Below are 21,068 nucleotides of genomic sequence, written 5' to 3'. Positions count from 1 at the left end.
CCTCACAAAGCACATTGTGTATCTAACGATGGGAAACTAAGATGCCCCTGAGGTATCCATATCGCATGTTCTCTCTTTTTTGCGTAACATCAGTTAGTAATAGAATTCTGTTTTACTGTTTGGTCTAAAAAGATGCATATTTATGATTCGATTTACCTCCCATCTAAAAAAAGAAATTGATATAAAGATTGAACAAATAGAATGTTCTGAAATGAGTATGATTACGAAGTCTTTGGATGCTTCCCGCGTACTTGCCAAAGCATTCAACCAATTAAAAGCATTTATTTTATCATACGATTTTAAAGATGAGGAAGAGGAAATTTATTTTTTCAAAGAAACTAAACCTAGATTATGCTCCCGTTTAATATTCTATCGTAAAGTCTATAATATTGAGATGAATCGCCCCATAGGTATAAATAAACAACGGGAATACTTCTGTGATTTATTGAATGATATAAACAAATATAATGGTAAAAGGCTTGATTTTATCCGTTATTACCGATCAGACTCTTCTCATTTAGACGCTATTTATTTTCTGCGGGATAAAACAGACGTGGAGCAATATCTCGAAACATTTTATTATGAATTTGATCCCCAATTTTCGACTAACTGCGATTTTAAGGTAGCGAAGATTTTAGCAAATGATATGCTTTCTGTCTATTTGATGCACGAAGTGGAGTTGTTGGATGATAACGGTATGAAGAGTTGTTCTTTTGGCTTTCCTGCGACTAAAAAGACTTGGATGGGTAGTAAAGCCGAGTTACAGGAGCAAATATTTTCATGGGATAGTGCCGGAATGTTTGGAGACCTACCGTTGACACAACTTTACGATTATATCCAAAATGTATTTAATATCCAGTTAGATAGCAATCTTTCGCGAACTCTTGGTGATTTGAAAATACGGAATACCCCTACACCATTTCTTGACAAGTTAAAAGATGCCCTATTGCGGCGTATGGGTAGAAAAGAATAATACCGAGGTCGGTATGTATGCTTAAACACGCATTATACCGATCTTTTCTGTATTTTCTATTTCTCTTTTTCGGAGAAAATTTACTTATATTCGATTATATATAAGCTACTTACAGAAATATTCAAAAAGAGTAGTACCGACCTCGTTATCAAGTATCAAAAAACGCTCGAACTTTGCATCAAACCAATAAGTTACGAGCATGAAAGTAATAAGTATAGAATCGGAAGCCTATAAAAGTCTACTACAAAAAATTGACCGGATTCATTCTTTTGTACAAAAACAAGAAAAAGAAAATACTATCCTACAACAATCTGATCCATCAGAGGTTTGGCTGAGTGATCAAGATGCTGCTACCATATTACGGGTAAGTAGACGCACTATGCAGCGGTTACGCAGTAACGGAGAAATAACCTATTCAATCAGGGGAGGTAGAGTATGGTATCTGTTGGCAGAAGTGAAACGTCTATTACCGGGACTTGTGGTAAACAACAATAAGAAAGGAGGCAAACCATGAGCGAGAACGAAGGTATAAAAGATTTCATGCAAAAGTGGTTTGAGCAATTCATGGGACGCTTTGACCGATTGGATAAATTTATGGATATAATGAGCGGACGACATAACGTGCTAAACGGCGAACGTCTTTTGGATAATCAAGACTTGTGCCAAATGCTGAACGTAAGTAAACGGACATTGCAGCGTTACCGTTCGGCTGGCGAACTGACCTACATAACCATTCATCACAAGATATTTTATACAGAGAAAAACGTAGAGAAATTTATTCGTGATCATTTCAGAGATAACACTGATGAAGAAATGGTAGAAAAAGAATAAAAAACGACCGCAGAAATTCTACAGTCGTCTTCATTTAGAGTTTCATACCTCTTCTCTCTTCCTTTGGTGGAGAACTACCCACCGATGCAATCACGAACCTGTCTCCCATAACTTCTTTCACTCCCTGCAAAGTATTCGGCATAGGGCCACCTTGATTCACTGTCGATTCTGGACTATTCTGAGCTTGAACCTGATTCTTTTCAGAAACATTTTCTTGTCCCTCACTTTGCTCGATAGGCTTCAGTGACAACTCTATCCTACGCTCCAAAGCAGTGAGTTCCGTTTTCAAGTCTTTGAGGTCATTCTCTTTCGCCCAGATGCCTTCCACGACCTGTCTGAGAACGGGTACATCCTGCATCCGCTTATCGGTGTCCGTTTGATACTTCTCCAATAGTTTAGGCATACTGTCAAGTGCATTCAGAAAGTTAAGCGAGGCGGTTTTTGGATCTGCCGCCAAACTTCCATAATTATAGTTATAAAGTATCTGCCCCTCGCCACGTATGAAAAATCGGTTTTGTATCAAGTCAAAACCATCTTTATTCGTAGTTTCGGATTTTACCAATAGATCAAAACCATACAACGAGCCGATTTTCTCGTGTGCCCCGTGTGTACGTGCCTTATCCGATATCTCGTTCAATTTCTTGCCGATAGCAACCGGATCGGCAGCTTGAAACCCATCCAATTTTACAGGATTGAGCCGTGTGCCATCGGGAGCAACCTGCACCCTACTATTAAAGGCTTCCACATCTTTGGAGATGCGATCAATATATCCTTTATTGGATTCAACCGTCTGCATGATATTCTCCAACTTGTATCGGCTCACTGATTTGCCACGAGTGAAAGCCTGCTTTTCACTGTCCAAAGCAGCAATCTTCTTCTCAATCCTTGCTTTTTCCAATAATTCGGTGTTACCTGACAGGATAGCTACATATTCAGAAAAATTCATACCGCTTTTCTCATCCATACTACCCTCGTCAATGGTTCGAGTACCCAAATTATTATTTTTAAGCTGTTTGATAAATAACTGCTTGTTGTGCAGTAAACCAAATTTGTACGCATCGAGTGATTTTTCTACGGCATATATTTTTACATCTACCTTATTATCAGCATAGAGTTTCGCTATTTCATTCCCTTTTCTTATAGCCCGTCCGTCGCGTTGCTCCAGATCTGACGGACGCCACGGTGCGTCAAGATGATGAATAGCCACCGCCCGCTTCTGAGCGTTTACGCCTGTTCCCAACATCTCGGTAGAGCCAAATAGTACACGGATTTTACCTTCATTCATATCCTTTATCATAGCTTTTCGTGCCCTCTCGCTGGTGGCTTCCTGAATGAAACGTACCTCGGATGCAGGGATGCCGTAATCCTCTACCAACTTGCGTTTAATCTCGGTATATGGGCTCCATTGTCCCGGTTTGTAGGTTCCCAAATCGGAGAATACGAACTGTGTCCCCTTCTGGGCATTGTATTTTTGGTAGTAGTCTGCTATCGAAGCGGCACAATGGCTGGCTTTGTTATCTATATGGTCGCCATACTTAACCGGATCTATCATCCGCATATCAAGCGACATTTTGCGAGCATAGTCGGTTGCTATCAACATCTTTGCTTTTTCTTCCCGTTCCGATAGCGGTTCCCTTCCTAAGAGAGTGGCATCACCTGTTTTGGCAAATTCCATCAGTTTACCGATAAACTCTTGTTGATCGGGTGTAGGCGGTATATTGTGCAAAATTTCATTCTTTTGAGGACGGTCGATGCCAATATCCTGTGCAGTACGGTAGTCAGTAATCTCAGAATAAAACGAAGCCAGTTCCGGCACTTTGATAAAATAGCGGAAACGTTCTTTCTGAACAATCTGATTGGTAACCGAAAACTCGTAGTCTTTGGTTTTCTTGGCAAAGATAGCCGCCCAAGCATCAAAAGTATTGATACCCTGCCTTTCCAATTCTTTGGGACGCAAATATTTGAATAACAAATACAATTCTGTTAGTGAATTGGAAATTGTAGTTCCCGATGAGTAAGTAGCACCTAAATCTTTGCCTGTACGTTCTTGTATGGTACGCAAAGCAAAAAGCATATTGAGTGCCCGTTGTGAACCTTCGGTATTTCCCAAGCCTGCTACACGATCATGACGGGTGGTAAAAGTCAGATTTTTAAATTTGTGAGATTCATCTACGAACAAATGGTCTATACCGATCATCCGAAAATCTGACATATTATCCTTGCGGTTTTCGATTTGGTGGGCTATTCCTTCCAACTTTGTTTCAAGGTTGGCTTTCCGTTTCTCGCAACCTTTAAGCATCCCTCTTGAAACTTCCTTACCTTGTGAACGCAATACTTCGAGGTTTTCCTCCACGCTATCGAGTTCAGCCTGTAAGATGCCTCGCTGTATCTCCGGGGACTGTGGTATCATACCGAACTGTTCATGTGTTAGAATCACTGCATCCCAATTGTTATTTTTCATTTCGTTGAAAATACGATTGCGGTTCTGTGGTGTAAAATCCTCCTTGCCGGGATAGAGCACTTTTGCATCAGGGTATGCCGTACAAAAGGTTTGAGCGATTTCGTGAATATTGGCTTTCAGTCCTGTGATAAGCGGTTTATTGACTAATCCGAGCCGTTTCATCTCCATTGCTCCGCAGCACATAATCAGCGTTTTGCCACCTCCCACTTCATGGTCGATTATCCCACCACCATTCAATTTAAGCATCCAGATGGCATCTTTCTGGCTCTTGTATAAGTCGGGAATGCCTAAACCTTTCAGGTCGAGTCCGGCAAAAGTTTGATGCGAGCCGTCATATTCGGGACGTACAAAACAATTGAATGTGCGGTTATAGAGGTCGGCCAGCCTGTCTTTAAATTCGGGAGTCTGCTCTCTGAGCCATTCCGAAAAGCCGTTACGCATCTCATCTATTTTGGTATTGGCAAGCTGAATCGCTTCTCCGTCCCGTACCTTTGTCTCCTTGCCATCTACTCTGACCGTTTTTGTAATATCGGGAGTTGTATCGTGCAAGGCATGACGCATCAGGGCAATACCATCAAAGGTGCGGCTTTCTCCCTTGACGGCATACTGATCACTGATCTTTGCATTTTTAGTATTGGCATTTATGCTGAACTCATCTCGGCTCTGTGCATAATGGATATTTACATTCGTATCAAAGAGGTGTGAAGCAAAAGCGGCATAGATGCCCGAAGGTATCCAGCGTTCACCAAAGTTGAAATCCAGATCGTCGAAGGCTATCGGCTTAGGTATGGCTTCCTGTAAAACGGTCAGGGATTCTTTGGCTGCTTTATGTTCAGGATTGCGGTCAATAAAGTTCTGCACCTCATCTGCCTTTGAGATAACATTGCCCGATATAAACTTGTCCGCTACTTCATAGCCTCCAACAAGAGGATTGAAGTAAATCTTACCTTTTAACTCGTCAAGTATTCCCTCTTGCGTATTGCTTGTTAGAGAAACCATGTAGTCCAAATTGACTGCTCCGTATTTATTGAGACTGGATACAAGAGCTTCGTATGCATTATCTACTTTGGAAATCTCATCGGGATTGAAAGCTACGGGACGTTCAAAGATATCAGCCTTTATCGCTTTGCCCTCTCGGTAGCGTTCTAACGAAAGTATTTCCCGCCCTGCGGCATCCATCTTGATGAGGTCGAGATTCTTTACATCGTTCAGGTTTCCGAATTTTTGTGTAAAATCATCATACAGGCGATTGAGCATCTGCCGTAATGCGGGATTCTCTTTCAGTATATCGGCTTCGTTGTTATACAGATGGTTGTAAGTGTCGCGTATCTCAATATAAAGTGATGCCCGTTTTTGTTGATTTGGTGGCAATTCCAACGGATGAAACATAGGTCGATGTCCGTCCATATCCCGTAGGTAGCCGATGCGATTATCTGCATCAGTTACCAACGAGCCGTCACGATAATGTTTCGGCAATCCGTTTTCAGGTATGGGCATCGGAATGGGCTTCAGTCGTTCCGCTCTTTCATTTTCCAACCGATCTGCACGTTGTTCTGGCGTTTCTGTTGGTGTACTTGCTGCCGGACTTTTAGGTTGTACTTCCTTTTGCTGGCTGGCTTTAGGCGGTGATATAGGCATACGGCGACGGGAACGCTTGGGCTGTTTAATCTGTGAACGTTCCTCGGCTGAAAAACCAAATAAGTCGTACAAAGTAACAATAGGCTGTTGCTGAATGTCGGGTACGGATACGTCCTTTTGCTCTATTACTTCTCCCGTATTCGTATTTACAAACAATCCGCTGGCTTGATCCTTGATGATTGTATCTTTTTTCTCTGTTGTTGCAGGTACAACTTTCTGCTCTTCTTTTGGTTGGTCAATGCGTGGCTCCACAGTTACTTTTCTCCCCTGCTCGAACAGTTCTGCCCATGCTTTGCGATTTCTGGCTTCTCCAAACGGATAAAAAAGGACTAAATCTTCTTCAATAGGTTCATAAGCCGATTTGGGACTTAATTCCACCATATCCGAAACAGATATTTCCTGTATGCTTTTTGGCTCTTGGATTTGTTTTGTTGTTTCGGATTGTTGTACTGTCGGCTGTGTCAGAAAATCCTCCACTTCTTGCCAAAATGGGTTAAGATCATCGGGAAAACGAGTTTCATCTAAATTGGGTGTTTGTCTTATTTCCGCAGTGGGAGCTACCTGTAATTGCAATTGTTCTACTGTACTCTGTGCATGGCTTTGATAATGCTGTACATCTAAATGTTGAGTAAAATCTTCATTCAGCATCCGATACAATGTGGCGGCAATGGCTTCCGCTCCTCCCGAATGAGTAAATTCCATTGCAGGTTTTCCGTAAGGGTCAGTACCTACTTTTACATCGGTCTGTATCACCCTGTCGAAGTCTTTGAACAGATTATTTACAGATATACCGTTCGATAATTTGCGAGATTCGATAAAATCCTGCTGCCTTTGGGTCGGCAGGATATTATCATTCTTACGTTGCAGGATAATCAGATCGCTTCCGACTTCTGTTCCTGCTTCCTCTGTAAACAAGTTATTGGGTAATCGGATGGCGGAAACGACATTGCAACTATTCATCAGGTGTTCACGAATCGGTTTATTCTGCTCCGAATTAAGAACTCCCTGTGAAGTGATAAAAGCTATCAATCCTCCCTCACGGGCAGCCATCACACTTTTAGTGAAAAAATAATTATGGATTGCCTTTGTAGATTGGCTCACTGCGGGTATCTCATGTTTGGATAGTAAAGGATCAAATACAGCAACATCGCCGAAAGGAATGTTCGAAGCGATTACATCATAATGCTGCGAGTATCGTCCTTCCATTTTTTCGTAACCTTCAATCCGTATTTTATCCTCTGGGTGGAGGTGTGAGAGAATCTTGCCTGTCAGCAGATCTTTTTCAAATCCTGTTACTTCTGCATCAGGAACAGTTTCTTTGAACGAGGATATAAACGCTCCGGTTCCCGCACTCGGTTCAAGAAAACGTTGAGGTTTGATGCCACTGTTATTCAGAGCGAGTGTCAAAGCATCAATAACGGGCTTGGGTGTATAGAAAGCGGTCAGCACCGAATTTTTAAGGGAGCTTACAGAGCGTTTGTATTCGGCATCATCTTTCGCTCCTTCCCGTAACACTTGATGTAATTCGGTTACAAGTGGGAACAAATCATGCTCCGAGGCTTTCCAATATTGTATATCTTCCTGTTTGGCGGCGGGATTCAACACGGCTTTTATCCCTCCAAAACCGGAATAGGCTGCCAATTTTATTTTTTCATCATCGGTAGCCTGCCTTTTCTCTTTATCGAGAGCAAAAGCAATGCGTATTGCCTCGATGTTATCCCGAAGATGGGCTTTTTTATTATAAGCCATTTTCGAGAAGTATTTGTATTTCACCAGTCAGTTCCGTGTAAAACTGATTGTACTCAGGTGTATCGGCGAAATCATCAGACAAGCTGTATTTCTGAATTGTACCCGTAAGGCAGGGTAATAGCTCCATTGCTATGCCTTCGGCTTGTGAGGGAGGTATTTCTTCGGAAAATTCTTCCCAAAGGATAGTTACAAGGGTTCGGTAGGTGGAGAAATATAAGCCTTCGTATAAGACCTTTGAAGAGGCTTCTTCTGCATAGTCATGGGTATGACCTGCTTTTATAGCTTGGCTATACGTCTCTGCTGCGGCATCACCACGTACAGCAATAAAGTTGTGGTCAGTTGCTTTGTCGGGATGTGTATCACGTAGATAAGATAATAGGGATAGTCGGAAATAAGACAGTTCTGTAACTGTCGTTTTAGTTTTTGTCGCCATATCATTGATTTTTTAGTGGTGAGAAATAGGATGGAAAAAAAAGGCATCCAGAGCCTTGCCCCGGATGCCACCACTAAAAAATCAATGTTAAACGACTATTCCGAATCGTAGAACAAAGACCTTTCAGTGGTAAAGATAGTGATTTTACTTAGAACGTTTCTTTTTGCCGTCACCTTTGCGTGGTGGAAATTCAAAGACTGTTTTGTAGTCCACATCAAATTTTACGATGGCATCAAAGGTACTTCCGGTCTTAGAGCTTACGAAACCTTTTATTAGTGCGGTTTTTCCGTTCATCAAAAGATCATTGAGTTGTCCGTCCGTCAATTCTTTTTTGGCAATGGAGCGGAATACGATCAGTCCACAACTTTCATCTTTACATTTTACCACTTTGGGATAAAATACCATCTGTCCGTTTTTACATTTTGGGCAAGGACAAGTATTGTGATTATCCGTGCGTTCAATGGTGGTAGAAAGCAGCTCCGTAGTTATCTGCGAGGCATAGACTTCTATTCCCTTGTGAAATGTAGCCGCATCCATCTTGCCTAAAGCAATTTTATTGAGGGCTTCCTCCCATTGACCTGTCATCGCTACATCGGCTATCTTTTTGTCCTTTACTGCCAGATAGACTACCAATCCTTTGTTGGTCGGAACAAGAGACTTTTTCTCTCTGACGATGTACTCACGGGAAAATAGTGTTTCGATAATGGATGCACGGGTGGCAGGTGTTCCGATACCGCATTCCTTCATCGCTTCACGTTGCTGTTCGTCCTCTACTTCTTTGCCTGCGGATTCCATCGAACTAAGCAAACTTGCCTCCGTATGCAATGGACGGGGTTTGGTCTGCTTTTCTTGAATCTCGCAATCACGAACAGAAAGATTATCTCCCTCCAGAAGAACAGGTAAAGTGGTGGAATCCTCTTCATCGTTTGGCTCGTCTTTAGCATCAAATACCGCCCTCCAGCCGGGGACGAGTGTAACGCTTCCTTTGCAGGAAAAGTGTACGCCATCGGCATCAAGTGATACGGTGGTGTTCTCTTTGATGCAACGTTCGCCAAAGGCTTCGAGCATACGTCCGGCAACCATATCGTAGATAAGCTGTTCGTCTTTGGATAAATTACTTGCTGATTCTTCTGTAATAATCAGCGCATGGTGGTCGGTCACTTTCTTATCGTCCACCGAACGGGTATTGAGCGTAGTGTCGAATCTGCCGTCTATGTATTTTCCGAAAAGAGAGTGTGCCCGCAGCGTAGCGATCAGGTGCGGTATTTCCTCCAGCACATCCTCGGAAATATAACGGCTGCCCGTTCGGGGATAGGAAATTTTCTTCGCTTCATACAGATTTTGTGCTATCGTCAGCGTCTTATCTGCCGAAAAACCATGCTCGCTGTTGGCTTCCTTTTGAAGTGTGGTAAGGTCGTACAGCAAAGGTGGTTCCTGCTTGACCTCCTTACGTTCTACGGCTGTAACCTGTATAGCTCCTGCGGCTTTTACCTTTGCCGTAACTTCTTCGGTACGAGTTCGGGTGTCGAATTTATCTACCGAATGAACGGAAAAAGTAGTAGCTTCTTTTTCTGTTTGTAATTTCAGCCGAAAATAGGTCTGTGGTTTGAAGTCTTTATTTTCCAGATAACGACTACAAATAATCGCCAGTGTTGGGGTTTGTACCCTGCCAAGTGACCAAACGCCATACCCTGCCGAGATAGAAAGAGCCTGACTACTATTGATCCCTACGAGCCAATCAGCAGTACTGCGGGCTTTCGCTGAAGCATACAGATTGTCGTATTCTGCTCCGAGGCGAAGTGTTTTAAAGCCGTCTTTGATGGCTCGGTCTGTTAGCGAACTGATCCATAATCGCTGAAATGGGACAGTACAACACAGATAATCATAGATATATCGGAAAATCAATTCGCCCTCGCGTCCGGCATCGGCACAATTTATGATCTCATCTGCCTTAGAGAATAGCTCCTTGATTACTTTGAGTTGTTTCATCACACCGGGATCGTTCTTGTACTCCTTACCCTCTTTAACTTGTCGGGGCAATAGTTTAAATTCTTTTGGGAGTATCGGCAGGTTCTCTTTCTGAAATCCTGTGATACCATAATGTTCCGGCATGGCGAGTCCGACCAAATGCCCGAAAGCCCATGTAACGGCATATCCGTTACCTTCCATATAGCCCTCTTTTTTATTATTTGCTCCAACTATGGCTGCTATACTTTTTGCCACAGAGGGTTTTTCTGCTATTATTATTTTCATTTTAACATTGATTTTTTAGTGGTTGATGATAAAAACTACATTTTTCGCCCTTTACTTTTCTTGGGAGCGGCAGGAGATTGTTTTTGTTCCTGTTGCTGTTTTTGCTCCTTCTTTTCGACTTGTTTGACGGTGGGTTGTGTCTGTCCTTGTTTTAGCGGCTCTTTGGAATGTTTGGTCGCTTCGTTGGTCTTACCTTCGTTATTTACAGCCACTTGTGTTCTGCTTTCAGCAGCAGGAGTAACTTTCTGAGAATCCTTAGCCGCTTGCTTCGCTTCGATTGCTCGTACTTGATCGGGATGCTTAGAGGTATGGCGGACTTTATCTCTGTTTTCGTCAACCCATACCCATGCATTATATTTCTGTCCTTTCTGATCGGTAGCTTCTACCTTTTGTGCACCTGAAGCATCTGTTTGTTGTTGCTTCGGACGGGATTGCATACCCTCAACAAAGATTGGTTCTTTATTACACAGCTTGGTAAACTCTTCTTTACTAAGCTGTACGCCACCTTGCTTAGAATAAATCCATACCTCATCAACTTTACGGGCTTTGGGTAATGGCTTTTCCTGTGCTTGTCCCTGTTTGGCTTGTCGCTGCTCCTTATGCTGTTGCCGTTGTTCGTCACTGAACTTAAAATCGAAGTTTTTATTGACTGCATTGAACTGCACAAAACGATCTATCTTCTGTGGTTCTTCTCCGGGCTTCACTTTTTTATCCATGCCCTCAACCCATACAGCTTTACCCTCTCTCAATCCTTGTTGCTGTTCAGGAGAAAGAGGAGCATTCTTCAAGGTCTGCGGGATATTGATTTCAGAGATAGGGACAGCTTCGAGTCGATTCGTCATTTTGTCGAGAGATACAAGCGAGGGGATTTTCTCACCTCCGGCTACGGGTTCAAGTTCGTAGACTCGTGCTCCGTGCCCTGTTTTTTGGAGTTGCTCTTTGTCCTGCTCGGAAAAAGCTATTCCCATGAATGGTTTGTCAAAATCGGGTTGTTCCTGCTTGGGATGGGTTACCAACTTGATACTTCCATCCGCCTGTGGTTCTAATGATAAACGAGCTTGCATCGGGAACTCATTGCCGTCAATAGTAGGTTTGATATCGACCAATCCCGGAGACTTGTGTCCGTAAACCATCGCTTTGAGGGCATCCTGCAATTTGTCACCCGAAAGTCCCAACTTCTCAGTCTCTTTCCAATTGAGTTTGTTGAGGTCTAAAGGCTGAAACTTACCTGTAAGCTCAATATGTATCTTTACCTTACCATCAAATTTAAGGCGATACGGATCGAGGGCTTTGTCGGTGTGGTCGATACGGATAAGTTTGTCGAGAAAAGCCGCTATTTTATCTATGGCTGACACCCCGACGGCATACACACCCGTATGTGACGGGTGATTGAACTGTGCCGACATCTTCTTGAAGAAATTTTCCAGAAAGTTACTGTTGGTATCGACCTTCAAAAATTGGTCGGCATTCTCTTTGGTGGGTTCAACGGTTTTGAGTTTACCGTCCTGCTCCCCTGTGATGACTTTGAGTTTGCCATCTTCGCCTTGGGTCAATAAGACTTTAGGCTCTTCGGATTTTACTTTGTTTTGATCCATAATAAATGATATTTTTATTCTGCATTAACATTAATGCAAAGCGAAAATACATCTTACTAATGGACTGATTGCAAGGTTTTAAAGAGGTGGATGCTTGTGTCTGTGCTTGTCTATGGATGGTTTTAGAAAGGTTCTTATTTATCGACCTGTTTCATTATCTAAATAGCGAAAGAACTGTATATTTGTAATTGTTATTTTTAGGATATCATTAAAAGAAGTTGTAGCAGATTTAGAGAAAGAGAACGAAGATGATTTATGATAATTATTATCTTTGCCCCGAATAAAAAATAAAAAACAATGAAAAATTTAGTAGAAAACATCAACTCCCTAATTGCAGACTTCCAAAAAGATGCATCGTTACAAGTAGAAAGCGGAAACAAAGCAGCAGGAACTCGTGCCAGAAAAACATCTTTAGCAATAGAAAAAGCATTGAAAGAATTTCGTAAAGCATCTATTGAAGCTGCAAAATAAGATTCTATATTTAAGGAATATAAAAAGCCGAATAATATTTTCAATTATCCGGCTTTCTTATTTTTGATAAAACCTATTCTTCTTTCGGCAGGAGATGGCAAAGGTCGGGATCGTCCTTGATACGTTGCAATTCCTCAACTACAATCTGTTTAGCTTCGGCTTTGATGCGATCATAGTTTTCCTTTATCATTTCCTTCATTCGGTCTACACCATTCTCATCTACAAAGTTGGTGATAACAGGTATCTTCTTGTATTCCTTTGTTTCGGCTGAAACCCGCTCGTTATCTACCACAATTTCGCAGTGAAAAATCTTTTGCTCTATCCGCTCGTCGAAGTTATCCGCTATCGCACCCACAAACATACCCTGTGTCAGATTGGATATTTTGGATGCTGGTATCAAGCTATCCATTTGGGTAGAAATGGAAGTCGATTTATCGTTGCGGTTGATGGTCATAGACTGGCGTTTCTGTAATACTTTTCCGAATCGGTCAGACAAGGTTTTTGCTGTATCTCCGACCACCTGCCCCGAAAATATATTACCTACTGTGTTCATTACTACGGCAGCCTCCTTGTCTCCATAATCACGCTTTAGCTGCGAAAAATCTTGAAAACCTAACAAGACAGCAACCTTGTTACTTCGGGCAGTGGCTATCAAGTTATCCAATCCTTTGAAATAAATTGTCGGTAACTCATCAATGATAACCGATGATTTGAGTTGCCCCTTCTTATTTATGAGTTTCACAATACGACTATTATACAATCCAAGTGCCGCTCCATAGATGTTTTGTCTGTCAGGATTGTTACCTACTACCAATATTTTCGGGTCATCGGGATTGTTGATATCTAAGGTAAATTCATCGCCCGACATCACCCAATATAATTGCGGGCTAATCATACGAGAAAGAGGTATTTTAGCACTCGCAATCTGCCCCTGAAGCTGGTCAGCAGCTCCAGATTTCCACGCATCCATAAAGGGAGAAAGGTAGTTTTCGAGGTCTGGGTACGAAGTCAGAATCGGAAAAATATCTTCATAACTTTTGTTCAAAAATTCTATGGCATGAGGAAAAGTACAGTATTTACCATCCTTGTAGATTCGCAAATACCATATAATGGCAGCAAAAAGGATAATCGGAGATTCTACAAAGAAGTCTCCTTGTTTTTGCACCCACGTCCGGTTCAAATTTAACATTATGGTGTATGCACTCTCATAAGCATCTGAAATATCATCCATAAATGACGGGTTAATTGGATTGCAACGGTGGCTACGACTTGGATCATCAAAGTTTATCACATAAAAGGTCGGTACTTTCTTATAACCTTCTCTATTGTTTAACAGATGGTTATAAGCAATAGTCGAAAGGTCTGGAAACTTGAAATCGTAAATATAGCCTGTATAGCCTTTCTCAATCTGCTGTTTGATGAACTGATTTACAACGGCGTATGACTTACCCGAACCAGGAGTACCCAACACAATAGCCGCACGAAACGGGTTTACTACGTTTATCCAACCTTTCCACTGCTTTTTTTTGTACCAAAACTTTGTGGGCAGGTTTATCGAATAATCATTTACCATCAACTTGGTTTCCTGCATAAACGATTCGTTTTCGTTATTGAACGGATCGTCCATCAGATTGTTTTTGAGTAAGCGACTCATCCATGTACCCGCCATCAAAAGCAATATATATCCTACTGCAATGGTAAAAATATAAAAGCCTGCATTGGCTATTTTGGGAAGAGGCAGATAAAGAAGCCACCAGTTCAGAAAGAAAAATACAAAACCAAAAATAAGACATACATAGATATGATTCCATGTAATCTTTTCCTCCTTCACTCCCTTTGTCCCCAAACAGGACAGGGCAAGGAATACCACGGCAAAGATTTTCGTCCACAATATAGAATTGAACAAACCTGCGGTACGGTTAAAATTCATTAGAATTTTATCTACTACCCCGATATTAATTCCCCACTCGTGTATTGCCTGATAACAGAACCAATAAATATTCATCAGAACGAACAAAATACTGATCGCCCTCATAAACTCCATGACTTTAGCAAGTCCTCTTAAATCATCCTCATTTTGCATAATTGTTATTTTTAAATTGTTAGAATTCTAAATTTTATAGCTGCCTGCCGTATCTGCGTTTCTTCTTTTTCTTACGCTTTAGGCTTGGCTGTTTGTTGTCTGCCCCCTCGACTTCGGGAGTAAAGACAGAGAATAAGCTCCCCACAGCATCGCCCGTCTCGGAGTGAGCCGATTGCGGTTGTGGATGCTTGTTGGTAGTAGGCTCGGCACTTTGATTTGTAGCAATGGATGGTTTTGGCGTTTGCATATCCTCACGAGGTGAATTATCTGCAAAGCGTTCATTGAGAACATTTGCCGAAAACTCCTTACCCAAACGAGAACCGTTAAGAACCACTCGCTGGTTATGGTCAATAAATGTAGCCCCATAGATGCGTCCTTCATCGTTGCGTCGTAACACAAGATCGATACCTTTCTCCCGCAAAGCCGCTCGGAACTCGCTCTCTGTGCGGGTACTTGCAAAGGACGCAGAAACAGTAGCACGGGTTTGTTTGGCTATGCCGTTTACCTTGATTGTTTCTTTTGACTTCTCAAATCGTTTTTCCAATCTATCCAAACCGTGTTCCTTACCAAACAGAGAGGATTTTAAAGGTGTACCGACACGATTGCCATCACTGTCCAATGCCGAATAGACCAATCCCCGATACGCTTTACCTTTGTTTTCTCCTTTTATTTCCTCTACTCCTATATTATATAAGGAAAGTAAAGCACGATATTCTCCCAAAGTCTGAAAAGAATACATTTCAGAGAGCGGTTTTATGATGTTTGCCACCTGTTTTTTTAAGTTCCCCTGGCTAACGTCTATTGGAGCAAGTTGCCATGCCTCGCCCTGATTCTTTTCTTTTGAGTGCAGACCGTACTTTTGTTCTAAAGAATCGGTGATCTTTCTGCTGCGTTCGTAATTTTTGCTGTCGCTGATTATTGAGCCATCCGTGCGTACACGGGTCGAAACAATGTAGGCTAAGTACCCAGCGCCTTTACATATTTCTATGCTAGGTTTCCAAGTACTCGCCCCCGAACCGGACTTACACCTTTCGACGTATCCGGCTCTCCACTAATATTATCAGTCTAACCTCCCTGTATGAATCTTCCAATGACAATCGTGGCACACCGCAATGGTTTTTCGCCTGCGGGCAATCATGTGTTTTTCCCAGATCTTTTTTCCTTGTAGATCTTTGAGCTTTTTCACATGATGCATCGACAATACCGATTCTGTTCCGCATATCTCACATTTATTAGCTTTTATCCTATCGATTAGGCTCGTTCTTGTGATTTTAATAAGCGGTTGATCATCATTGAACTTAATTCTACTTAAAGGCTTCCGCTTAAAACCGTCATGATAAAATTCGCATCGTACTGCTTTCCCATTCTTTTTCATATAATCAATCCCAAATTCTCCGTTTTTACTGTATTTTCGAAGAATCTTACGAACTGATGATTTATATTTGCAAGCATAGGTTTTGTACATACTGTATTCCATGATATTATAAAAAGAATCAATAGTATAGCTGTTATTCGCCAATGAATAATAGTTGTAAAAGCCTCGTATTTCACCGTTGTACTGGCAGAGTATTTCTAAGTCATCATTGTTCTTCATACAAGGTCTTGCCTTGGGATGCCATCTCTCTTTCCCATTATGATAAGTCAGTTTAATAGCGTCATATTCGAAGAGTTTCTTTTTCATTGTATCCATAGATAGTTTTAAAAAGACTTTTGACCTGTAATATCTTTGAGCGGTACCCTTACCAATCCGTTTTGTTTGATCTGTTTTGTAGATTCCGATTTCATATCCGAGGAATTTTGCATTCTTCTTTGTGTTGGTTATCAATGTTTTCTCATCGGATAATTCAAGTTTGAGTTTTTCTTCAAGAAAATCTTTGATATCTTTCTTGACTTTCACACAATCTGCCTTACTTCCGATTATCCCAATCAAAAAGTCATCTGCATACCGGGTATATTTCAATCTTCTGTAACTACTATCCATTTCATCCAAACTTGGGTGGTTATTACGGGCTTTACAGCATTCATTGATGCGATTCAGATAGAACTCCCGTTTCTTTTCATCTGTTTCAGTTTTAAGTTTTCGCTCGGCTCTGATTTTTCTCAGTGCATATTTTGAATAAACTGTATCGGGTTTGCGTTTTTTGCCTTCATTAAAGTTTTGGATATATTCATTCATATACTTGTCGAACTTATCAAGATAGATATTAGCCAATATTGGGCTGATAATTCCACCCTGTGGTGTTCCGCTGTATGTTCTGTGAAATATCCATTCCTCGATGTATCCCGCATTCAGAAACTTTCTGATTAACCGAATGAATCTGTTGTCAGAAATTCTTTCTTCAAGTATTCTTATCAAAATATCATGATCGATATTATCAAAGAATCCTTTTATATCTCCTTCAACAAACCATTTGGAACCAGTGAAAGTATCCTTGATACGGGATAGTGCTGTATGGCATCCTCTGTTTGGTCTGAATCCATGAGAACAACTCTCAAAGCTGCCTTCATAGATTGCCTCCAAAATCATACGAATGACTTCCTGCACCAGTTTATCATCAAAAGAAGGTATCCCCAAAGGGCGTTTTGTTCCGTTTTTCTTCGGAATATAAATCCGTTTTGATGATACAGGCTGATACTGCTCACTTTTGAGCAATTCAATCAATTGTTCAATACGGGATATACTCATCTCGTCAATAGTTTTGCCATCAACACCAGGAGTCATGTTACCTTCCTTTGCATATAGCTTTTGGTAGGCAACATAATATATTTCCTTATTGAACAGAATCCGATATAGCCTTTCAAATCTATACATTGCGATTTTACTTTGCTTCGCCAGACTGTTTAATACTCTTTCTGGATCTCTCATAATGTCTCACACATTTTCCGTTAATTGTATTAAAAAATATTAGCTGTCTCCCTTTGCCATGTACAAGGCTTTCCCTTGCTCGGACTACTACGGAGACTCCGTTGCCATGCCAAATATTCAAAGGTCTGAAACCTTATAGCCTTACAACTGGCATTTTGGGTTAGGCAATCCCCATTTAGACATATAATAACTATAGCTCGATAAGTTGTCGGATACGACATCCACCTTTTATTGCTTACTGCAATTGCGTTGTGATTAGTTTACGCTTCCACTATGTCCACATGATAACGGAGTATCACAATATGACGCCAGTAACCGTCTTTCGTCATAGACCCGCATTTGTCCGCTCAGGCTATCGTTTAATCAATACGGATTTTATCCTCATACTTATCATTTCATCTTCCCATTCAGTCGCAACATGACGATTAGTTGACTTATGGATTTGCCGGCATGCTACACTCCCCTTTGGGTTTCCCCGCCAGATAAGCCGGTTGATGACAGACTTGTAAACTCGTGTCTGGTATCGCGCTACCAATACATTTATTATATACCCTTATGGGCGCACGTGTATATGTTCCCTGCCAATGTCCTCATGTTTGAAAATCATGTAGGGTTGTCCGCCATATCCGAACCGTTCCATATACTCACGCCCGATGTCGGCAAGCTGATTATCGGTCAGTTTATCGTCCGGATGTGGGTTCAACGAAATGTGGATAACAGGTTTCGATGTCCGGATATGTGAAGGCATAAATCGTTCAAAATCTTGCATACAATCGGATACATTGAAGACTCCATTGGTAGGTTCGATGAGTAAATTAGTAGCCAAAACTTTACCTAAACCTTCGTCTACCTTCTTTTGATTGTAGGTAAGTGCACCATATAAACTGCTTCCGTGGCTAAATTTGGCAACCATTTTTAAAGATGTTTAGCCTTAAATTGTTCGCACAACTGTAACACTTCGTGCCCGATTCCAGCCAGTTCAATGGTCGCATTTTCCAATTTATAGAGTAATGCCAAGGCTTTTTTCTCTCCAAAATTGGAATGTAACTCCTTTACAACTTGATTGTAATTGACTCCAATACTTCGTATTTGTGAGTGTAAAGCAGTGAGCTTTGCAATAAATTCTACTGCCGAGGCATCGGTTTTCACTACACGAAATTCATCCCCAAAGATGCGGGCAGCGATAAACCCGGACAAGGATTGTACGCCTGACTGCTCGTACAGGGCAAGGAATCCGGCGTGTTGTTCATCTGTCAGGTTCACTGTCAGCCGATGCTTTGCCGGGTCGTTCTTCGGGGGTCTACCTCCTTTTCCCCGATTTTGGGGATTCCTTTTTTCTTCGTTCATAACATTGATTTTTTTGAGTGGTTTATGAACGCTATGGACGGTCCATGCCGTCTTTATTTTTCCCGACTTCGGAGAGGAAAATACCCCTCTGGAAGAGCAAGGGTTGTGTGCTGCAAAATTCATTTTGCGATGCACTCAACATACCTTGCTATTTGCCCAAATGCAAATACTTTTTGCCCGTAAAGGGCATCTCCCTATCCCGAACTTTTTGGGATATAAGCCTGATCTCTGTCAGGCAATTTATGAGTGCCGGAACTCTTTTTTTAATAGGCATGAATACCCCGTAACATTTCATGTAGCAAAGTTATGATGTAAAACAATCAACTGAAAATCAATAGGTATAGACAGATGCGGACAGAAGCTACCACCTCTTGAAAACATAGTGTAAGTCTGAAAAATATAGATTTTATTTGTCGGAGAATTGATTGTACGGCAGGATATAAAGACCTACAATCAGTCGTACCAAAAGAGAAAATTACATATGGCTATTCGGACGTAAAAACGTAAAACAGTAGAATAGTTGGGTGGTAGATTTTCTGATACATAAGTTGTTTGTAGGATAAGGAAGATCAAACCAACCAATTTACGAACTAACCAACCTAAGAACGTAGGGACGTTACAACGTACCAACACAGAAATGACACAACATACGGTTGGTTGTATGTACCGCTATACAATAGTTGGTTGCAGAAAACAAACGTACCACCGTACAACGATTGAGACTTAAAAATATATGTATCCCCTTGGGTACGGCTATACGATAAAACAATTGTACCATTTAAAAATTAATTGAAATGAAAAAGAAACCTATTTATGTGGCATTCTCAACCCAAAAGGGAGGAGCCGGAAAAACAACTCTTACTGTATTGGCTGCATCCTATTTGCACTATGTAAAAGGAAAGAATATCGCAGTGATTGATTGCGATTACCCTCAGTATTCCATTGCAGATATGCGAGAGCGGGATTTTAAGATGTGCGAAAATGACGAATATTACAAGGGAATGCTGTACGAACAATTTACCCGTTTAGAAAACAAGAAAGCCTATCCTATTATTGAGAGTAACACGAAAGAAGCTATCGCTGATGCCGAGCATCTGATTCCGCAGGGTGATTTTGATTTTATATTCTTTGATCTGCCGGGAACACTCAACAATGTAGATTTAATCCATACGCTTGCACGAATGGATTATATTATAGCCCCCATCGCTGCTGACCGTGTGGTTATGGAGAGTACGCTTGATTACATGGTAACTGTACGGGATGATATTATGGGTAGTGGTAAATCCGATATTAAGGAAATTTACCTGCTTTGGAATCTGGTAGACGGACGGGAGAAATCTGAACTCTATGAAGTGTATGAGGCAGTCATTAACGAGTTGCAATTTACAACCCTTAATACATTTATCCCAAATAGTCTGCGATTCCGACGTGAACAATCTGAAAGTCACAAAGCTTTGTTCCGATCTACTCTATTCCCTGTAGATAAGTCTCTTGTAAAAGGCAGTAATATAGATACTCTTTCAGACGAATTGCTTGAAATTCTAAAGTAAGCCGCTATGGAAGAAAAGAAAACCGATACGAAGTTGAATGCTCAGGACATCATCGCACGTACAGGCAGAAGAGAACGCAAGTTACAGGCTTATTCTCCCGAACCTGTTCCGGTAGAGGAAGTTGTTCTCGAAGCAGAACAGATTGTAAAACAAATAGCAACACCTACAGCGGAAAACATCAAGGAGCCGCCACGCGAAGAACCTCGTAAACGAAAATCAAAAGCACAGGCAGAGGCGGATTATCAAAGCCTTTTTATACATGAGTCGGCAATAGCTGCACGAAGCGGAAAAACAGTTTATATCTGTAAAGAGCATCACGAAAGAATCATTAAGATACTGCACGTCATAGCCAAGAATGATGTTTCCTTATTCAGTTATATCTACAATGTATTGGAACATCATTTCACTACTTATCAGGAAGATATAACCGAACTGTATGATAATAATATCGAAAAAGTATTTTAATCAAAAAATAGTATTAATCAGTAAAAGAAAATTAGTTATGAAAAGAAATAGTTTTTTCAAAAAAGCAAAATCGGGACAACCTAAAGAGAATGAAATACCGAATGGTAAGCAAGATCAGCAGATGGAATATCAAGATACCTTTTTGAAGCATCAAGAATTTAGAGCTCGTCAATGCGTGTATCTTAGTCAAGAAGTACATGCCTCTATTAGTCGGATTGTTCATGTATTAGCATTAACCGGAAATAAAATTAGTGTGGGGGGCTACATTGACAATATAATTACAGAGCATTTAAAAACCCATAAAGAATTGCTTGACGATATCTATCGTAAACAACTCGACCAATTTCTATAAC

Annotated in this window: 15 protein-coding genes and 1 pseudogene; 7 read left to right on the top strand and 9 right to left on the bottom strand. The window is 41.2% G+C overall.

Annotated elements, in window-relative coordinates:
* Nucleotides 1–142: 142 nt before the first annotated feature.
* From QZL88_RS21135 to QZL88_RS21125, 3 genes are all read left to right on the top strand, one after another.
* Complete coding sequence (locus QZL88_RS21135; RefSeq protein ID WP_006801218.1) at nt 143–973, top strand: RteC domain-containing protein; 831 nt, start codon at nt 143–145, stop codon at nt 971–973.
* Nucleotides 974–1,172: 199 nt separating this feature from the next.
* The gene (locus QZL88_RS21130; protein ID WP_006801219.1) at nt 1,173–1,487 is read left to right on the top strand and encodes a helix-turn-helix domain-containing protein; all 315 of its coding nucleotides are present in this window, start codon (nt 1,173–1,175) and stop codon (nt 1,485–1,487) included.
* Complete coding sequence (locus QZL88_RS21125; RefSeq protein WP_006801220.1) at nt 1,484–1,804, top strand: helix-turn-helix domain-containing protein; 321 nt, start codon at nt 1,484–1,486, stop codon at nt 1,802–1,804. Before QZL88_RS21130 ends, QZL88_RS21125 begins: the two co-directional genes overlap by 4 nt.
* 34 nt (nt 1,805–1,838) lie before the next feature.
* Here QZL88_RS21125 and QZL88_RS21120 read toward each other — a convergent pair whose 3' ends face one another.
* The 4 genes from QZL88_RS21120 to QZL88_RS21105 all read right to left on the bottom strand — a co-directional run bounded on the left by QZL88_RS21120 (nt 1,839) and on the right by QZL88_RS21105 (nt 11,933).
* A complete protein-coding gene (locus tag QZL88_RS21120; protein ID WP_296944986.1) occupies nt 1,839–7,652 on the bottom strand; it encodes an N-6 DNA methylase in 5,814 nt (1,937 codons plus the stop codon).
* A complete protein-coding gene (locus QZL88_RS21115; RefSeq protein WP_006801222.1) occupies nt 7,642–8,085 on the bottom strand; it encodes a DUF1896 family protein in 444 nt (147 codons plus the stop codon). The genes QZL88_RS21120 and QZL88_RS21115 overlap by 11 nt, the downstream gene beginning before the upstream one ends.
* Nucleotides 8,086–8,229: 144 nt before the next feature.
* Nucleotides 8,230–10,338: a type IA DNA topoisomerase gene (locus QZL88_RS21110; RefSeq protein ID WP_291028663.1), complete on the bottom strand. Its 2,109-nt coding sequence runs from the start codon at nt 10,336–10,338 to the stop codon at nt 8,230–8,232.
* Between the two features lie 35 nt (nt 10,339–10,373).
* Complete coding sequence (locus QZL88_RS21105) at nt 10,374–11,933, bottom strand: DUF3945 domain-containing protein (RefSeq protein ID WP_006801224.1); 1,560 nt, start codon at nt 11,931–11,933, stop codon at nt 10,374–10,376.
* 297 nt (nt 11,934–12,230) lie between these two features.
* On the opposite strand from QZL88_RS21105, the gene QZL88_RS21100 reads away from it, so the two are divergent.
* The gene (locus QZL88_RS21100) at nt 12,231–12,404 is read left to right on the top strand and encodes a histone H1 (protein ID WP_006801225.1); all 174 of its coding nucleotides are present in this window, start codon (nt 12,231–12,233) and stop codon (nt 12,402–12,404) included.
* A 73-nt stretch (nt 12,405–12,477) separates the two neighbouring features.
* On the opposite strand, the gene mobC is transcribed toward QZL88_RS21100, so the two are convergent.
* The 5 genes and pseudogenes from mobC to mobA all read right to left on the bottom strand — a co-directional run bounded on the left by mobC (nt 12,478) and on the right by mobA (nt 18,700).
* Entirely contained in the window at nt 12,478–14,487 is a 2,010-nt protein-coding gene (gene mobC, locus QZL88_RS21095) for a conjugal transfer protein MobC (protein ID WP_291028664.1), read from the bottom strand.
* 34 nt (nt 14,488–14,521) lie between these two features.
* Nucleotides 14,522–15,256, bottom strand: a complete 735-nt coding sequence (locus QZL88_RS21090; RefSeq protein WP_296944976.1) for a hypothetical protein — start codon at nt 15,254–15,256, stop codon at nt 14,522–14,524.
* Nucleotides 15,257–15,547: 291 nt separating this feature from the next.
* Nucleotides 15,548–17,353, bottom strand: coding sequence for a reverse transcriptase/maturase family protein (locus QZL88_RS21085; protein ID WP_296941388.1), 1,806 nt, complete (start codon nt 17,351–17,353; stop codon nt 15,548–15,550).
* Nucleotides 17,354–17,918: 565 nt separating this feature from the next.
* Nucleotides 17,919–18,266 (bottom strand): annotated as a pseudogene (locus tag QZL88_RS21080) (relaxase/mobilization nuclease domain-containing protein); the annotation flags it as partial.
* Between the two features lie 2 nt (nt 18,267–18,268).
* Entirely contained in the window at nt 18,269–18,700 is a 432-nt protein-coding gene (gene mobA / locus QZL88_RS21075) for a conjugal transfer protein MobA (protein ID WP_296941389.1), read from the bottom strand.
* A 794-nt stretch (nt 18,701–19,494) separates the two neighbouring features.
* Between mobA and QZL88_RS21070 the strand changes: the two genes are divergently transcribed.
* From QZL88_RS21070 to QZL88_RS21060, 3 genes are read left to right on the top strand one after another with little or no spacing between them, the layout of a single operon-like run.
* Nucleotides 19,495–20,250 (top strand): ParA family protein, encoded by a 756-nt coding sequence (locus QZL88_RS21070; protein ID WP_296944974.1) that lies wholly within the window; start codon nt 19,495–19,497, stop codon nt 20,248–20,250.
* Nucleotides 20,251–20,256: 6 nt separating this feature from the next.
* Nucleotides 20,257–20,715, top strand: coding sequence for a DUF3408 domain-containing protein (locus tag QZL88_RS21065; RefSeq protein WP_296944971.1), 459 nt, complete (start codon nt 20,257–20,259; stop codon nt 20,713–20,715).
* A 37-nt stretch (nt 20,716–20,752) separates the two neighbouring features.
* Nucleotides 20,753–21,067 carry a DUF3408 domain-containing protein gene (locus QZL88_RS21060; RefSeq protein ID WP_296944969.1) on the top strand — a complete coding sequence of 105 codons (315 nt, stop codon included), beginning with the start codon at nt 20,753–20,755 and terminating at the stop codon, nt 21,065–21,067.
* Nucleotide 21,068 lies beyond the last annotated feature (1 nt).

Source organism: uncultured Dysgonomonas sp. (assembly GCF_900079725.1).
Lineage (GTDB): Bacteria > Bacteroidota > Bacteroidia > Bacteroidales > Dysgonomonadaceae > Dysgonomonas.
The sequence above is the reverse complement of the archived record's forward strand: the minus strand, read 5'-3'. Positions and strand labels throughout refer to the sequence as shown.

Coding starts and splice junctions, on each gene's coding strand:
- QZL88_RS21105 (WP_006801224.1), bottom strand. CDS start 11,933: ATGGATCAAAACAAAGTAAAATCCGAAGAGCCTAAAGTCTTATTGACC.
- QZL88_RS21135 (WP_006801218.1), top strand. CDS start 143: ATGATTCGATTTACCTCCCATCTAAAAAAAGAAATTGATATAAAGATT.
- QZL88_RS21060 (WP_296944969.1), top strand. CDS start 20,753: ATGAAAAGAAATAGTTTTTTCAAAAAAGCAAAATCGGGACAACCTAAA.
- QZL88_RS21100 (WP_006801225.1), top strand. CDS start 12,231: ATGAAAAATTTAGTAGAAAACATCAACTCCCTAATTGCAGACTTCCAA.
- QZL88_RS21125 (WP_006801220.1), top strand. CDS start 1,484: ATGAGCGAGAACGAAGGTATAAAAGATTTCATGCAAAAGTGGTTTGAG.
- QZL88_RS21085 (WP_296941388.1), bottom strand. CDS start 17,353: ATGAGAGATCCAGAAAGAGTATTAAACAGTCTGGCGAAGCAAAGTAAA.
- QZL88_RS21065 (WP_296944971.1), top strand. CDS start 20,257: ATGGAAGAAAAGAAAACCGATACGAAGTTGAATGCTCAGGACATCATC.
- QZL88_RS21110 (WP_291028663.1), bottom strand. CDS start 10,338: ATGAAAATAATAATAGCAGAAAAACCCTCTGTGGCAAAAAGTATAGCA.
- QZL88_RS21120 (WP_296944986.1), bottom strand. CDS start 7,652: ATGGCTTATAATAAAAAAGCCCATCTTCGGGATAACATCGAGGCAATA.
- QZL88_RS21115 (WP_006801222.1), bottom strand. CDS start 8,085: ATGGCGACAAAAACTAAAACGACAGTTACAGAACTGTCTTATTTCCGA.
- mobC (WP_291028664.1), bottom strand. CDS start 14,487: ATGCAAAATGAGGATGATTTAAGAGGACTTGCTAAAGTCATGGAGTTT.
- mobA (WP_296941389.1), bottom strand. CDS start 18,700: ATGAACGAAGAAAAAAGGAATCCCCAAAATCGGGGAAAAGGAGGTAGA.
- QZL88_RS21070 (WP_296944974.1), top strand. CDS start 19,495: ATGAAAAAGAAACCTATTTATGTGGCATTCTCAACCCAAAAGGGAGGA.
- QZL88_RS21130 (WP_006801219.1), top strand. CDS start 1,173: ATGAAAGTAATAAGTATAGAATCGGAAGCCTATAAAAGTCTACTACAA.